16 protein-coding genes are annotated in these 16,479 nt (G+C 41.4%); all 16 read right to left on the reverse strand.

The features are described from left to right. Positions 1–67: 67 nt before the first annotated feature. The gene (locus ACLCDV_RS25225; protein WP_333577383.1) at positions 68–847 is read right to left on the reverse strand and encodes an enoyl-CoA hydratase/isomerase family protein; all 780 of its coding nucleotides are present in this window, start codon (positions 845–847) and stop codon (positions 68–70) included. Between the two features lie 5 nt (positions 848–852). Further along, entirely contained in the window at positions 853–3,393 is a 2,541-nt protein-coding gene (locus ACLCDV_RS25230; RefSeq protein ID WP_317669102.1) for a DUF5686 family protein, read from the reverse strand. Positions 3,394–3,519: 126 nt separating this feature from the next. Beyond that, positions 3,520–4,896: an NADH-quinone oxidoreductase subunit N gene (locus ACLCDV_RS25235; RefSeq protein ID WP_317669101.1), complete on the reverse strand. Its 1,377-nt coding sequence runs from the start codon at positions 4,894–4,896 to the stop codon at positions 3,520–3,522. A 17-nt stretch (positions 4,897–4,913) separates the two neighbouring features. Then, on the reverse strand, positions 4,914–6,356 hold the full coding sequence (locus ACLCDV_RS25240) for a complex I subunit 4 family protein (protein WP_153844497.1): 1,443 nt from the start codon (positions 6,354–6,356) through the stop codon (positions 4,914–4,916). Positions 6,357–6,370: 14 nt separating this feature from the next. Continuing rightward, positions 6,371–8,293, reverse strand: coding sequence for an NADH-quinone oxidoreductase subunit L (nuoL, locus tag ACLCDV_RS25245; RefSeq protein ID WP_333577385.1), 1,923 nt, complete (start codon positions 8,291–8,293; stop codon positions 6,371–6,373). A gap of 19 nt (positions 8,294–8,312) precedes the next feature. Beyond that, complete coding sequence (nuoK, locus tag ACLCDV_RS25250; RefSeq protein ID WP_046673084.1) at positions 8,313–8,642, reverse strand: NADH-quinone oxidoreductase subunit NuoK; 330 nt, start codon at positions 8,640–8,642, stop codon at positions 8,313–8,315. Next, entirely contained in the window at positions 8,642–9,139 is a 498-nt protein-coding gene (locus tag ACLCDV_RS25255) for an NADH-quinone oxidoreductase subunit J (RefSeq protein ID WP_309365243.1), read from the reverse strand. Before ACLCDV_RS25255 ends, nuoK begins: the two co-directional genes overlap by 1 nt. An 11-nt stretch (positions 9,140–9,150) precedes the next feature. Continuing rightward, positions 9,151–9,660, reverse strand: coding sequence for a NuoI/complex I 23 kDa subunit family protein (locus tag ACLCDV_RS25260; RefSeq protein WP_046673082.1), 510 nt, complete (start codon positions 9,658–9,660; stop codon positions 9,151–9,153). Between the two features lie 13 nt (positions 9,661–9,673). Further along, positions 9,674–10,717, reverse strand: coding sequence for an NADH-quinone oxidoreductase subunit NuoH (gene nuoH / locus ACLCDV_RS25265; protein WP_317669097.1), 1,044 nt, complete (start codon positions 10,715–10,717; stop codon positions 9,674–9,676). Positions 10,718–10,725: 8 nt separating this feature from the next. Then, on the reverse strand, positions 10,726–11,745 hold the full coding sequence (locus ACLCDV_RS25270; protein WP_317669096.1) for a 2Fe-2S iron-sulfur cluster-binding protein: 1,020 nt from the start codon (positions 11,743–11,745) through the stop codon (positions 10,726–10,728). A 30-nt stretch (positions 11,746–11,775) separates the two neighbouring features. After that, positions 11,776–13,131: an NADH-quinone oxidoreductase subunit NuoF gene (gene nuoF / locus ACLCDV_RS25275; protein ID WP_153844502.1), complete on the reverse strand. Its 1,356-nt coding sequence runs from the start codon at positions 13,129–13,131 to the stop codon at positions 11,776–11,778. Between the two features lies 1 nt (position 13,132). After that, the gene (gene nuoE / locus ACLCDV_RS25280; RefSeq protein WP_075990305.1) at positions 13,133–13,654 is read right to left on the reverse strand and encodes a complex I 24 kDa subunit family protein; all 522 of its coding nucleotides are present in this window, start codon (positions 13,652–13,654) and stop codon (positions 13,133–13,135) included. Then, a complete protein-coding gene (locus ACLCDV_RS25285) occupies positions 13,647–14,882 on the reverse strand; it encodes an NADH-quinone oxidoreductase subunit D (RefSeq protein ID WP_317669094.1) in 1,236 nt (411 codons plus the stop codon). The genes nuoE and ACLCDV_RS25285 overlap by 8 nt, the downstream gene beginning before the upstream one ends. Positions 14,883–14,892: 10 nt before the next feature. After that, the gene (locus ACLCDV_RS25290) at positions 14,893–15,390 is read right to left on the reverse strand and encodes an NADH-quinone oxidoreductase subunit C (RefSeq protein ID WP_075990307.1); all 498 of its coding nucleotides are present in this window, start codon (positions 15,388–15,390) and stop codon (positions 14,893–14,895) included. Continuing rightward, complete coding sequence (locus ACLCDV_RS25295; RefSeq protein WP_075990308.1) at positions 15,391–15,942, reverse strand: NADH-quinone oxidoreductase subunit B; 552 nt, start codon at positions 15,940–15,942, stop codon at positions 15,391–15,393. A 60-nt stretch (positions 15,943–16,002) separates the two neighbouring features. Then, the gene (locus ACLCDV_RS25300) at positions 16,003–16,377 is read right to left on the reverse strand and encodes an NADH-quinone oxidoreductase subunit A (RefSeq protein ID WP_088163316.1); all 375 of its coding nucleotides are present in this window, start codon (positions 16,375–16,377) and stop codon (positions 16,003–16,005) included. Positions 16,378–16,479: the final 102 nt, after the last annotated feature.

Raw genomic sequence — 16,479 nt, forward strand, 5'->3', positions numbered from 1 at the left:
TCATCTCTTCATCGACATTCAAACCTGCCAATACACAACGTATAGCGTTTAGCGAAGTATTGCGGCCTTATTCAAAATTGGGTGTCCTTTTCCCTAAAAACGCCGACACACCTTCTTTGAAATCTTCTGTTCCGAACAAATGACCGAAGGCGTCCATTTCCACCTTATTCCCATTCTGTTGTCTGTCTTCAGCGGCGTTAATGGCCGCAATGGCATTTGTTATGGCAACACGCGAGCGCGTAAATATCTTTTGGAGTATTTCCTCCGCCCGGGCAATTAGTTTATCCTGTGCGATCACCTCATTGACCAGTCCTATTTCATAAGCCTGCTGCGCATCAATCATATCGCCCGTTAAAATCATTTGCATCGCCTGTCCTTTTCCGATCAATTTGGGCAAACGCTGCGTACCGCCGTAACCCGGAATCAGCCCCAGAGAAACCTCCGGAAGTCCCATCTTAGCATTTTCAGAAGCTATGCGGATATGGCAAGCTAAAGCCATCTCGAGCCCTCCACCTAAAGCATATCCATTTATAGCGGCAATAACTGGCTTCGGGGAAGCTTCGATAAGATCCGTAAAAATAATATGTCCTCTTTCACTAAGCCATCGTGCCTGAATCACAGACAAATCCATAAATTCCTTAATATCTGCGCCTGCGGCAAATGCTTTGTGTCCAGCACCAGTCAGGATAATACCCCTTACATGATCGTCGGAATTGAAATGTTTAAAGATATCTTGCAATTCATCAAGTGTTTCCTGATTTAGGGCATTCAGCTGCGGCTCGCGATTAATGATGACATAGCCAATGCTATCTTTAATAGCGTACTGTAAATTTGAATATTGGACCATAATTGCTAAAAATTAAAATGTAAGGATGCCGTAAAGGTGTCAGAAGGAACTCCTTCACCACCTTTATAGCTTAATCTCTTTTTATACTCTAATCTAATCAATTTAAAGATATTATCCACCCCCACAAGTCCTTCGACATACGGTTTGTTACGCAGGGCTTTTGTTTGAATAATACCATCTTTGTCCGCCTCAAACTGAATATTTTCGGGCGTAACAAAGGGATTATTGGCATCACTTAATTTGCCATAAAAAGCTTTGAATCCCGTCACTTCACGCCACTTCAGTCTTCTGAACAAAGGTATTCTATTAAAAAAGAAACCGTTCCAATTGTGATAATAAGTCAATTTCAAAAACTGGTCTGAAACAAATTCGGAGGTAGCCATCAAATCAAAATTCACCAAGGGGCCCTGCTTATCTCTATTGACCTCTGGAAGCTCCAATAAGGTATAAGGCAGGTGTTTCCCCCAAATTCTCCCGCCGGAGAATTCAAAATCAGCTTGTCCTGCTGGCGATAAGAACAATCGTTTGAATACACTGAACCGCAGCGCATCATAACTATAATCTGCCCCCCAAAAGCCTTTCAAACCTTTATTATATTGCAATGTAAAGATGGGATATTTATTCTCTACCGTTCCCCGATCTAGGTTATGATAGGTAAATTCTTCATTCGGAGCCCAGCGCAAAATCAACTGTAGATCATTGGTATTTACTTGACGAACTGTATCCGGTATAGGTAGGCTATTGATATAAAACAAATCACCGCGAGGTTGCCTGCGCGTATGTGTAAATGCCGTTCCTACACTAATATGATTCCCAAATTCAATCAAATGATCGAGACGATAGATATCGTTAAACTGCCATTTATTAGGCCTGTTCTTCCCAAACGAACGGAAAAAACCATCTCCTTTTAAGAAACCCAAACCTCGCCCTGGTTCCATAACGTCGTGCTGTACGGTAAAGCGCAAATAATTCGCGGGAAATTGAACAATACGCTCTCCATTTAATGTAAATGCCGTACTCAAGTAGTATTTTAGCGCTTTGTCCTTATCGCCATAGGCTGTATACCCCTCAATATAGGCCTTTTCCGAAAACAAGCGTGTCGTTCGACCACTCATCCTAAAACGGTTTCCTTCGTAATTATTACGGCTATAAAGATATTCCAGTGGTCCAAACTCAACCTTCCCGGCATTATAATACCCCTTTGCCAATAAATAACCCAATGCTACCAACTGATTAAAAGACCGCATATTCTGCACCGAATCAACTTTTTGATATGCCCCTAATTCAGCATGGCTTAATGGGCTTGGTCTGACGCCGACGATTGGTACATTTGACGCAGATTGCAGGAGATATCTTTTTTCGACAGGTACCCCAGCAAAATTTTCGTTCGAAATAGAATCTGTGCGATGTCCGAGGTACTGCGTTTCCCTACGTCCATACAATACATCCGACTTACTCCCGCCAAATAACATTTTCAGGTCTGCATGAACGGGAAGCATACTACCGTTTTTAAATTCGCTATAGCTGAGCTCTATCTGCACGTCATTTATCCAATTGATATTCGCAGTACGGCCTATATTCAAGGTCGCGCGATGAACAGCAAACCTTGTATCGTCGGAGATGAGTAGATCGCCGTAAAAGAGCAAATCAATAGCCGATTTGCCTTCAAAATGGAGCTCAATATAATCCTTCCCTTCAATCTTTATCGTATCTTGAATTTTGTATTTATAAAAAGCCGTGGCACCGGTAGCGATAGGGCTTAAGATACCCTTGTTTGTGACCTGAATCGTATTATCGTAGAGGTCAACATCGCGGAGTATTGTCTGAAACCGCGTCTGCCAATTATCATTGTTAAAAAAGCGTGGATTTAATTCGGTCTGATTGTGGCTGATGACAATCTTCTTACTACGATCTGGATTATGGGATGAATAGACATTAGCATAGTTTTCTTCTAAATAAAACGGTGCAATCGTCAGTCCCCGAAAAGCTGTAGAATCGACATTTTCAAAGAGGAATCGGAATGGTTTCGGAAATTTCTTCGCTTTATCTTCAGGATTGACAAAACCAAATTGCGTCTTCTCGTATTCGTCAAAACGAATTTCAGGTATACGGGTATAATGATTTTGTGGTCGATGTGCTATTACCTGTTCAATCAGTGCAATAGCTGGATCTTTAGGCTTTTTGTTTTTTCTATTGACGATGACTTCCTCTAATGTATTATTCGAGGCAATTAAGTGCACCGTCAGCATAGAATCTTGTAACCGACGAACATCCACTGTCCTCCGCTCATAGCCCACTGCTCCAAATACAAGCTGTCGGAATTTCTTGGCATCCTGAATCTTAAAATATCCAAGGGTATCGCTCGTGCCACCACGATCTTCCCCAAGCCAGTTAATTGAAACCCTTGAAATACCCTTGCCTGTTTGCGCATCAACGACCTTTCCACGAATAAAGTCCTGTGCAATTACTTGTCCGCAGATAACGAGGAAAAGTAACACACTTAAAACACGAATCGAAAAAGATTTAACACACACTTTAAACGCCATCTGTAATTTGATAGGATTTCTTTTTTACAATATACAATTTGTATGCAAGAGTTATACCAATAAAAATAAAAAAAGCACGGCGAAATCGCCATGCTCTAATAAACAACAAGTATTTTAACAGAAACTTTATATTAATTTTAAAAGGCAGTCTGGGTATACCCCTATCAAAATTGTAAGCACAACAGCAAGAAATAGGACAAATGAATAGTTCCATTGCACATTAACACAAGACTCGTCGCTGTCTCTAAAGTACATCGCAACGACAACTTTCAAGTAGTAATACACAGCAATGCCCGCATTGATTACTGCCAATACCAGCAAAACAATATGATAATTTTCCATAACGGAAGAAAACATCATAAACTTACCAATAAATCCAGCTGTCAACGGTATTCCCGCAAGAGAAAGCATGGCTATTGTAATGGCAAATGCAAGCAAAGGATTTCGTTTACCCAAACCATTGAAAGCTTCAAAATGCTCAGATCCAGTCGTTTTCTTGACAAGAATCAATCCTGTAAAGGCAACAATGGTTGCCAGCGAGTAGGCAAGGCCATAAGCAAAGATACTATTAGCCGAAGTAGCCCCAACTGCAACAATCGCAAATAACATATACCCAGCATGCGAAACACTTGAATAAGCAAGCATACGTTTGAAAGAAGACTGCATTAATGCAGAAATATTTCCAACAAATAAGGTGAGAATGGCGATCACTAAGAAAACTGGCGTCCAAAAATCTTGTAAAGGCAATAGACTATAACTGAATAAACGTAACAATCCAGCAAAAGAAGCAACTTTAACGACCGTACTCATATAACTCGTAATCAGTATCGGAGCCCCGTCATAAACATCAGGTGTCCAGAAATGAAAGGGAACAGCGCCCACCTTGAACGTCAATCCCACAATGAGGAGCAATATTCCACCATAAAACAAAGGTGAAATTGCCTGCGGGTTATTGACGACATAGTTTTTGATTTCACTTAAATCAAATGATCCAGTAGCACCGTATAACAGGGCAATACCAAACAGCAGAAACCCAGTAGAGAAAGCTCCCATTAAAAAGTACTTTAATGCAGCTTCATTTGATGCTTTGTCTCTTTTACGTATACCGACCAAAATATAAAGCGCTACAGACATAATTTCAATACCTAAAAAAAGCATTGAAAAATTATGATAACTATTGACAAGAACAGCACCTGTGAGCGAGAAAATCAATAATGAATAATACTCCGCAATTTGTCCCTCCTCATCAAAATATCCCTTTGAGATTACAAAGATGCACAAGGTAACTGCGATACATAAGATCGAGAAAGCAATAGCATAATGATCAAAATGAACCATCCCACTATAGAGAGGTCCGCTGGTAGAAGTCCAGTCATTCCATAAGAAACCAATTGCGACCAAGAAGCCAAGAATAGAAACAGGCAGCAGCATAGATTTCATCTTGAATAAGCCAAGGTAAAGGACGACTAATGCTAATATCGAAAGTGTAATTATTGCACCCATACAATTAAATATATCTATTATCTGCCTAAAAATGTACTTAAAACTTCCACAGAACCTGCAGAAAGGTTCAATAGGAAATTAGGGAATATACCAATATAAAGGATCAAGACAGAGACCACTGTCAATACAATAAGTTCCGTTCCTTTTACATCTTCAAATTGTATAGTTCTTTCGGTCGTTTCTCCCAGCATCGTTCCTTGATAAAGCCTAAGGATATAAACTGCACCCAGAATTAAGGTTAAACCCGCAAAAACAGCAAACCAAAATCCATATTGAAAAACGCCTTTCAATAATAAAAACTCACCAATAAACCCATTCGTTAATGGTAACCCCACTGCTCCCATACAAATAATCATAAAGAAGATGGCCAACCGAGGTGCCTTGCTTGCTATTCCACCAAGCTCAGTGAGACTACGTGTCTGTGTGCGTTGCTGAATAATATCCAACACATAAAAAAGCCCTATCACAGAAATACCGTGATTTAACATTTGAATAGTTGCTCCACTCAGGCCATTCGTATTCCATGTGAAGACACCAGCACTAATTAAGCCAACGTGGGCTATTGATGAATATGCGATCAATCGCTTCACATCATCTTGTTTAATTGCAATAATGGAAGCATAAACGATCCCAATAACGCATAAGATCATTGCAAAATGTCCGTATAGAGCAACACCGGCTGGTGCGATAGGCAATAGCCAACGCATTAAACCATAAACCCCCATTTTGAGCATGATACCCGCCAACAACATCGTACCTGCTGCAGGTGCGTTTGTATACGTATTGGGTTGCCAAGTATGAAAAGGAAAAATTGGTATTTTGATGGCGAAAGCAACAAAAAAAGCCCAAAACAACCATCGCTGTGTATTTTCCCCCAAATCTAATGCAATAAATGAAGTCCATTCAAAATCACGATTGGGCACTTGTTGATAGAGATAAAGAATACCGATCAACATCAAAAGGCTACCCAAAAAAGTATAAATAAAGAATTTCAAATTTACGCGGATACGATCTCCTTCACCCCAAAGTGCACAAATAAAATAAATCGGAATCAGGGCAATCTCCCAACCCACATAAAAAGTAAACGCATCCAAGGCCATAAATACGAGCAATAATCCCGCTTGCATAAAAGCCATTAATGCATAAAAGTTTCCTTTATAATCCTTCTTAAAGGTTGTTGCAATAATTAAAGGCATCAGCCCATTCGTCAATAAGATCAACGGCAAGCTAATTCCATCAACGCCGATATGAAAATGAATATGCAATGAAGAAATCCATAGCCAATTTTGTTCAAATTGCATTCCGCCATTCGCGTCAAAAGTACAAAGGAAAGGAATAGTCAAAGCCAAAGACAGTAATGATAAAATCAAGGCAATAGACTTTGCAGCATTGGTCTTTAAGAATGTTAGAATCAATGCGCTTATTAACGGCAATAAAATAAGTAAAAACAAGTTATCCATCGATTATACCAAAATTAAAGACTCAACAATCCATAGATGAAAATGGCAATCACCCCAATTACCATCATCAATAAATAAAAACCAACATTACCATTCTGGAGCAAACGCAATACTTTTCCTGTATCAAATGTTGCTTTCCCGGCACCGTTAACAACACCGTCAATCCCACGTTGATCCACGACATTCCCAAAGAAAGCCGAGAGCCAATTGATCGGACGTACAATGATGCTATCATAAAGTTCATCCACGTAAAACTTATTGTAAGATAGATTCGCCAAGAAACTTCTGGTACCTTCTCCCGCTTCAGGTAACTGTTGTCGTTTAACATACTTATTAAAGGCTAAAGCAACCATAATCAATACTCCAACAACAGAAACGGCCATTAATACATATTCAGTACTGTGTTCCAAATGATGAGTTGCAGGTATTATCGATTTTCCCTCTGAGAACACTGGCTCCAGGAAATCCTCAAGCCAATGGTTACCGCCCAAAACAGCTGGTAAGTTGATCACACCTCCAACCACAGAAAGTATAGCCAATACAATGAGTGGCATGGTCATACTCTTTGGAGATTCATGCAAATGATGCTTTTGCTCTTCCGTGCCACGAAATGTGCCAGAAAATGTCATAAACAACATTCTAAACATATAGAATGCCGTCATTAATGCACCAATAAACCCTAAACCCCATAAGACCGGACTAGCGGCAAAAGCGCCCGCCAATATTTCGTCTTTGGAGAAGAAACCTGAGAATGGCGGAATTCCCGCAATCGCAATTGTCCCCATCAACATCGTCAGATAAGTAATAGGCATTGCTTTCTTCAAGCCGCCCATTTTACGCATATCCTGTTCCTCACTCATACCATGTATAACAGATCCAGCCCCTAAGAATAGTAAAGCTTTGAAGAAGGCATGAGTCAATACATGGAAAAACGCTCCCGTAAATGCTCCGACACCAAGGCCAAGGAACATATACCCAAGTTGTGAAACGGTTGAATAAGCCAATACTTTCTTAATATCATTCTGCGTCAGTGCAATCGCAGCAGCCAGTAGTGCTGTACAAATAGCGATGACTGTAATGAGTTGTAAGGTAAACGGTGAAAGAATAAACAATACATTGGAACGTGCAATCATATAAATACCGGCTGTAACCATCGTCGCCGCATGGATCAGGGCCGACACGGGTGTCGGGCCAGCCATGGCATCTGGCAACCAGGTAAACAAAGGTATCTGCGCAGATTTACCTGTCGCAGCAATAAACAATAAAATGGTAATGCTAACGACAGTAATATCACCGACAGCGAAATTCTTAGCTGCTGGAAATACAGTTGAAAATTCTAAAGACCCAAAGGTTCCGAGTATTAAAAATACCGCAAGTAGAAAACCCAAATCACCTATTCTATTCATCACAAATGCTTTTTTCGCTGCATTTGCATAGGAACTATTTTTGTACCAAAAGCCGATCAATAAGTAAGAACATAGTCCTACACCTTCCCAGCCAATGAACATGACCAGGTAATTGGAACCCAATACCAATAGCAACATAAAAAAGATAAAGAGATTCAAATAAGCGAAGAACTTACCAAATCCACTATCATGATGCATATAACCAATGGAATAGACATGGATAAGGAAACCAATTCCCGTAACGATTAAGAGCATGATCGCACTTAACGGGTCTACCAAAAAAGACAATCCAACCTTGAGATTGCCCACTGCAATCCAATCAAATACATGTTGTTCAATGATGCCTGCTTGTCCAGCTTGTCTCGCTTGGTAGACTTCGGAGAACAGAAGACAGCTACATACAAAAGAAATAAGCACTACAGCGCTGCCAACAGCGCCTATCATACCTTTGGAAAAGGTATTCCTACCCAATCCGTTCACTATAAACCCGATTAAGGGCAAAAGGGGAATCAACCAGACTAATTCACTCATCGTATTTATTTCTTAAGTTCTACCAACGCAGTTTATTTAAGGAATCGATATCCACAGACTTCGTATTCCGATATACCATAATAATAATCGCCAAGCCAACGGCAACTTCTGCCGCCGCCAATGCCATGATAAAGAAGACAAACACCTGCCCGGATGAATCGCCATGCTGCACTGAAAAAGCAGCCAAAAGAAGATTTACCGCGTTAAGCATCAATTCAATAGACATCATAATAATAATGACGTTACGGCGAATAAGAACACCAATAACACCAATAACGAAAATAATCGCACAAAAAATCAGATAATGATTTATTGGCACCCCCTGCAACTGTTGAACAACTGTTTCCATTAGATTTGTTTAGGTTCTTTCTTAGCTAATAATATTGCTCCAATCATTGCCGTCAATAACAATAATGATGATAACTCAAAAGGAAGCAAAAATTCGTTAAACAACACCTTACCCAGATTCTTAACCAACCCAATTTCTGGATTAACAACAGTCAAGGGATTAGAAATATCAAATACGCGGTATACACCGAAGAAAGTCACCAATAGGCAACAGCCGGCGATTACGCCCATAAACTTAACCAAATTGGATTTCATGGGTTCGGTATCCTTATTCAGGTTGAGCAGCATCAATACAAATAAAAACAAAACCATGATGGCTCCCATGTATACGATGAAATTCACCACAGCCAAAAACTGCGCATTCAAAAGAATATAATGTACGGTAAACGTGAAAAACGTAATGACCAGATACAATACACTGTGCACAGGATTTTTTGTAAAAATGGTCATCAGCGCAAAGAAAATAGACAAGAAGGCTACAAAATAAAATACTGTCATAATTTCTTGGTTTAGCTCTTTAACTTGGTAATATCAAAAGTTGGTTCGACCAATTTGTCTTTTCCATAGATAAAATCCTTACGGAGATAATCTGCTGTCACATGTGGTCCATCCAAATAGATCGCTTCTTTCGGGCAAGCCTCTTCACACAAGCCACAGAAAATACAACGCAACATATTGATTTCATATACTGACGCATATTTTTCCTCGCGATAAAGATGCTCCTCCCCTTTTTTACGCTCCGCAGCGGTCATTGTAATCGCCTCCGCAGGGCAGGATAAGGCACATAATCCACAGGCTGTACAACGCTCACGCCCTTCTTCGTCACGTTTGAGCGAATGCTGGCCCCTGAAGTTTTTCGAATAAGGTCTTATTTCCTCCGGATATTTAATGGTTGGAATTTTCTTAAAAAAATGCCTTAATGTAATGCGTAAACCTTTGATAATAGCGGGAAAGTAAATTCTTTCCGAAAATGTCATCGGTTTTTGTTCAATTACTTTTTTACGATTGGTTAGTTGCATAAAATGTCCTTTCTTATGAGAAATAAGTATCTTTAATCAATGTAAATACACCTGTAAGTACAATATTGGCAATCGCCAATGGAATCAACATCTTCCAGCCCAGATTCATCAATTGATCGTAGCGGAAACGTGGTAAAGTCCAGCGCACCCACATAAAGAAAAAGATAAACAGCAATATTTTAATGAAGAATGCAACCACCCCGACGATCGTGATCATATTGGCCGACCATCCCAGATCATTCATAAAAGGGAAATTGTATCCGCCAAAATAAAGAGATGCCATCAGCGCCGAGGAAACAAACATATTGATGTATTCGGAAAACATATAAAGCCCCAATTTCATGGAGGAGTACTCCGTATGGTAGCCACCAACAAGCTCCGTTTCACATTCTGGCAAATCAAAAGGAACCCGATTACATTCGGCGAAAGCACAGACCATAAAAATGAGAAAGCCCAAGGGCTGTGACCAGATATTCCAATTGACAAAACCCGACTGTTGTGCAACGATTTCTTCGAGTGTCAAAGTGCGCGTTACCATCAATAGCGCAATAAGTGATAATCCCATTGCAATCTCATAGCTGATACTCTGTGATGCTGCACGAATTGCCCCCATAAGTGAGAATTTATTATTGGAAGCCCAGCCGCCCAACATGATACCATATACACCCAGTGCAATCACACCAAACATATACAACACCCCTACATTGATTCCTTGTGCAACCTGCAAAGAAATCGTTCGGTCTCCAATCTGTAGCTCCTGCCCCCATGGAATAACGGCTGAACTAATACATGCCGTTATAATCGCAATTGTAGGTCCCAAAATAAAGAGCACCTTATGTGCGCCTGCCGGGATAATTTCCTCTTTAAAGAAAAACTTCCCCCCGTCGCACAAGGGTTGTAAGATCCCGAAGATACCAGCCCGATCAGGCCCATATCGATCTTGCATAAAGCCTGCAATTTTACGTTCCGCAAGTGTCGAATACATCGCGATCACCAAGGTGATAACGAAAACTATGGACACCAGTATTAATTTTTCGATGACAAAAGACCACTCCATGTTTGTGATTATTTCAATTTTTCTGTTCTAGCCAACTGTTCGCGATTTTGTTCCTGCAGTATCGGATTCTCTTTAACAACTTTCGGCGGATTAAATAACTCGTAGTGATTGGCAGAAATGACGGAATGGCGATCTATTTCTGTCGGTTCTTCCAACACCCAATCGCTCGTTTTTTTCTGATCAAAGCGACAGGTATTGCAGATAAAATCCTCCACCTCACCATATTCATCCTTTCGAGCAGTCACCCGAATAACTTCTTCGCCTTTATACCATAAGGTTACCTTACCCGAACATGTCGGACAATCGCGATGTGCATCGACTGGTTTGGTAAACCATACCCTATTCTTAAAACGGAAGGTTTTATCCGTCAAAGCACCCACAGGACATACATCAATGACGTTTCCGGAAAAATCATTATCGATTACATTTTCGATATACGTAGATATTTCAGCATGATCTCCTCGTCCTAAGATACCGTGTACACGCTGGTCGGTCAACTGATTGGCGACATAAACACAACGGTAGCAGAGAATACAACGGTTCATATGCAATTGGATCTTATCGCCCAAATCAATGCGTTCGAAGGTACGTCGGTCAAATTCATAACGTGTGTGCGCACTGCCATGTTCGTAACCAAGATCTTGCAATTTACATTCACCAGCCTGATCGCAGATTGGACAATCCAACGGATGGTTAATCAATAAGATTTCAACAACCCCTTTTCTCGCTTCCACCACCTCCGGCGAAGTGATATTCTGCACCTCCATACCGTCCATCACCGTTGTACGGCAAGAAGCAACCAGTTTGGGCATAGGCCTCGGATCTTTTTCAGATCCCTTGGATACTTTTACCAAGCAGGTACGGCATTTACCACCACTTCCCTCCAATTTGGAGTAGTAACACATTGCCGGAGGGACTATGTCGCCGCCGATCTGCCTCGCTGCATTTAATATGCTTGTCCCAGGAGCAACCTCTACAGGTATACCATCAATGGTGACCTTAAACTTTATATCTTCCGCTTCTGCCATGATATGATTAATTTATCGTTACAGCTTCTATTATGATACTATTGGTTGTAAAGGATCAGCATAATGTGCCAGTCCATAATTTCTTGTTTGTGACTCTTCCGGATGAAGGATATGCCATTCAAATTCATCCCTAAAGTGTCGTATTGCTGCTGCCACTGGCCATGCCGCAGCATCTCCCAATGGGCAAATTGTATTCCCTTCTATTTTTCGTTGAACGTCCCACAGTAAATCAATATCCTCCATAGCACCATGACCGCTCTCGATCTTGTGCAGTACCTTCTCCATCCAACCTGTTCCTTCACGACAAGGCGAGCATTGGCCACAGCTTTCATGATGATAGAATCGCGCAAAGTTCCAGGTATTACGCACCACGCATTGATCCTCATCAAATACGATGAAACCACCTGACCCAAGCATTGTACCGGTTTGGAAGCCACCATCAGCCAATGACTCATAAGTCATCAACCGGCTATTTCCAGCAGCAGTTTTCAAGATCAGATTAGCCGGTAAAATAGGCACCGAAGAGCCGCCGGCTACGACCGCTTTCATTCGTTTCCCATTGGCAATACCACCACAGTATTCATCCGAGTAAATGAACTCTTCAACGGGCAGACCAAGTTCGATCTCATAGACACCAGGTTTTACAATATTTCCGCTAGCGGAAATCAATTTTGTTCCGGTACTACGCTCTACACCGATTTTAGCATACTCTTCACCCCCCAAATTAATAATGGGAACTGTGGTTGCAATAGACTCCACATTATTCACCACTGTCGGGCAGTTATATAAACCCGCTATCGCTGGAAAAGGGGGTTTAATACGTGGGTTACCGCGTTTACCTTCTAAGGACTCTAATAAAGCCGTTTCCTCTCCACAGATATACGCTCCACCACCCGGTTGAACATAGATCTCCAGATCATACCCCGAACCTAAAATATTTTTACCCAAAAACCCTTTTTCCTTAGCTTCAGCAATAGCACGCTCCAGAATTCTGATCTGTGGCATCATCTCTCCACGCACATAGATATACGAGGTATGAGCCCCCAAAGCAAAGCTGGATACAATCATTCCCTCAATGAGTGCGTGCGGAATATGTGTCATTAAATAACGGTCTTTGAATGTCCCTGGTTCAGACTCGTCGGCATTGCAGACCAAATAGCGCGGCACCCCCTCAGGTTTGGCCAAAAAGGACCATTTCATCCCCGTCGGAAAACCAGCTCCCCCACGACCACGTAATCCAGACTTCTTAACCTCTTCGACAACGTCCTCAGGGGACATTGTCTTTAATACTTTTTCAACAGCAACATAACCACCTTTTTGTCGATAGACCTCAAAGGTATTGATGCCCGGAACATCGATATGAGTCAACAAAAGTTTACGTGCCATATTATTCTGTTTTAGCTTTTAAATTATCAATCAATTCGTCGACTTTATCTTCTGTCAGATTCTCATAGAATGTATACTCAGGACCGATCTGTAAGACGGGTCCAAAACCACAGGCAGCCAAACATTCTACACCACGCCAAGAGAAAAGCCCATCGCTTGTGACCTGGCCCTCCTTTACACCGAGCTTTTGCTCTAAATGCCCCATAATACGCTCTGCACCGACCAAACAACAAGGCCCGGTACGACAAATCTCCAGTACATATTTTCCTTTAGGCTGTAACAGGAACATGGTATAGAAGGTTGCCACCTCATACACCTCAATCGGTAATATATTCAGGTAAACAGCAACCTTATCCATCGCATCTGCGCTGACCCAGCCGTATTCCGCCTGAACCAAATGTAAAATGGGCAATAAGCCCGATTTCTGCTTTCCTTCGGGGTAACGGCTTACCACTTCTCCAAACTTGGCTAACAATTCTGGAGAAAACGTTACATTTTCATTATGTTGTTTTACACTAAGCATCTAATTCTCCAGCTATAACGTTAAGACTACTCATATTTATAATGGCATCTGAAATCAGCATTCCTGCACTCATTGGCGCAAACATCTGATAATTGACAAAAGAAGGTCTCCTGAAATGCAGACGATAAGGTGACCGTCCACCATCATGAATCAAATAAAAACCAAGTTCACCATTTGCCCCTTCGACCGCATGATAAACTTCGGCTTTAGGGGTGTCCACCTCACCCATGACGATTTTAAAGTGGTAAATTAGCGCTTCCATATTGGTATACACCTGTTCTTTCGGAGGTAAATAGAAATCAGGAACCTCCGCGTGGAAAACGCCTTTAGGTTCTTTCTCTATTTTCGCTAATGCCTGTTCAATAATCCGAAGTGATTGCCACATTTCGGCATTCCGAACCATGAAACGATCGTATACATCCCCTGTTGTACCAACAGGTACATCGAAATCAAATTCTTCATACGAGCAATAAGGATTCTGTACGCGCACATCGTAATCTACACCTGTCGCCCGTAAAATAGGACCAGACCAGCCATAATCCAGGGCATCTTCTGCTGTTACAGCAGCAACACCCGACGTTCGTTCGATAAAAATGCGGTTACGAACAAACAACTCTTCAAACTCTCGCAAGACCGGAGGATAGCGTTTCAGAAATTCACGTATTTTCTCAAAGGCTATAGCATTGAAATCACGCTCGAAGCCTCCAATACGACCAATGTTCGTTGTCAGACGAGCGCCACAGATTTCTTCAAAGATTTCATAGATAAACTCGCGTTCCTGCATCACATACAAAAAGCCCGAAAAAGCACCCGTATCTACCCCCAAAATACCATTACAAATAATATGGTCCGCAATACGGGCAAGCTCCATAACGATAACACGCATATATTGCACCCGCTTAGGAATTTCTATCTTGAGCAGTTTCTCAACGGTCATATGCCAGCCCATATTATTGATTGGAGACGAGCAATAATTTAGACGATCAGTCAAAGGCGTTATTTGATAAAAAGGTCGATGTTCAGCAATTTTTTCAAATGCGCGGTGAATATAACCGATCGTGGACACGCCACTCACAATACGCTCGCCATCGATTTGTACCACGTTCTGAAATACGCCATGCGTAGCGGGATGCGTGGGACCAATATTTAGGGTAATCAGCTCGTCCTGCGGATCGTTGTCTTCGAAGACAGGCTGATTAGATGTTATCTTGCTTATAAATTCGCTCATATCGTATAAATTAACGGCCGAAATACAAATCTTTCTTATCTACGCGATTTGGATCTTCCAAAGGATATTCCTTACGCATTGGAAACACCTCCATATCATCTACATTCAGAATCCTTCTCAAATCGGGGTGCCCTATAAAATTGACACCAAAAAAATCAAAAGTTTCACGTTCCATCCAGTTCGCACCTTTCCAAACGACGGTTGCTGTTGGAATCTCAGGATTCGGTCCATACAAAAAGACCTTCACCCGGATTCGGATATTATGAACGAGACTATGAATATGATAAACCACAGCAAACTCCTTTTCTAAATGCGGATAGTGCACTGCCGTAATATCGGTCAGATGGATAAACTGCAACTCCTTATTCGATTTCAAGAAACGAAGTACATCAATCACATCTTCCGTATCCACGACAATCGTCAATAAATTGTGTGCATCTTGAATTTCGTTAATCTTTGCCGGAAAATTTCCTTGGAGCTTATCCAATAAAAAACTGTTTTCCATCATCTATTTATTTGTATGTATTCCGTACTTCTCAAGCAGCGCTTTGTATTCGGGTGTATTTCTCCGGTTCAATGATTCATTCTTTACAATATCCTGTAGACGCAACACGCCATCCAAAATTGCTTCTGGACGGGGAGGACAACCAGGTACGTACACGTCAACCGGTATGATTTCATCTATTCCTTGTAAGACAGAATACGTATCGAAAATACCACCACTAGAAGCACAGGCCCCAACAGCAATTACCCAGCGCGGCTCGGCCATTTGCACATACACCTGCTTTAACACCGGAGCCATTTTCTTAGCAATGGTACCCATCACCAATAGCATATCTGCCTGACGCGGCGAAAAACTAGGGCGTTCGGCACCAAATCTAGCCAAATCGTAAGTAGAGCCCATCGTTGCCATAAACTCGATACCACAGCAGGATGTGGCGAAAGGCAAAGGCCATAACGAGTTGGCTCGGGCCAAGCCAATGGCTTTGTCCAAACTTGTCGCAAAAAAACCTGCGCCTTCTACTCCCGGAGGAGCTTCTGCCAATTTTATATCACTCATGAAAAGTCGATTTATAGGTTTAAGTATTGCTGGCCCAAAGGCCAACCATCACGGGAATATCTAATCCCAACTCAATGCTTTTTTCTTGATCACATAGATAAAGCCCAACAAAAGCAGTCCCATGAAAATAAACATCTCGATCAAGCCCTGTAGTCCCATTTCCCGAAAGTTGACTGCCCATGGATACATAAAAATAACTTCAACATCAAATATGACAAACAGGATAGCGACCAAGAAATATTTTATGGAGAAAGGCTGCCTGGCATTTCCGACAACTTCAATTCCCGATTCAAAAGCTCCAAGCTTATTTTCTGTGCGGACTTTTGGTCCGATAAGGTGTGTAATAATTATGGTACCTACTCCAAATCCTACAGCTACTAAAAGCTGTATAAATATAGGCAAGTAGTCGATCGGCATACTATTGGCTTGCTCCATCTCAATTAAATTTATATTGGTAACTGTCTTTAAATATAGAGATTCCAAGGTAAAAAACAAAACAAAAAAGGCGTAGATATTACTATCTACGCCTAATTTAGA

Origin of the sequence: Sphingobacterium sp. Lzh-3 (assembly GCF_046764375.1) — a bacterium.
GTDB lineage: Bacteria > Bacteroidota > Bacteroidia > Sphingobacteriales > Sphingobacteriaceae > Sphingobacterium.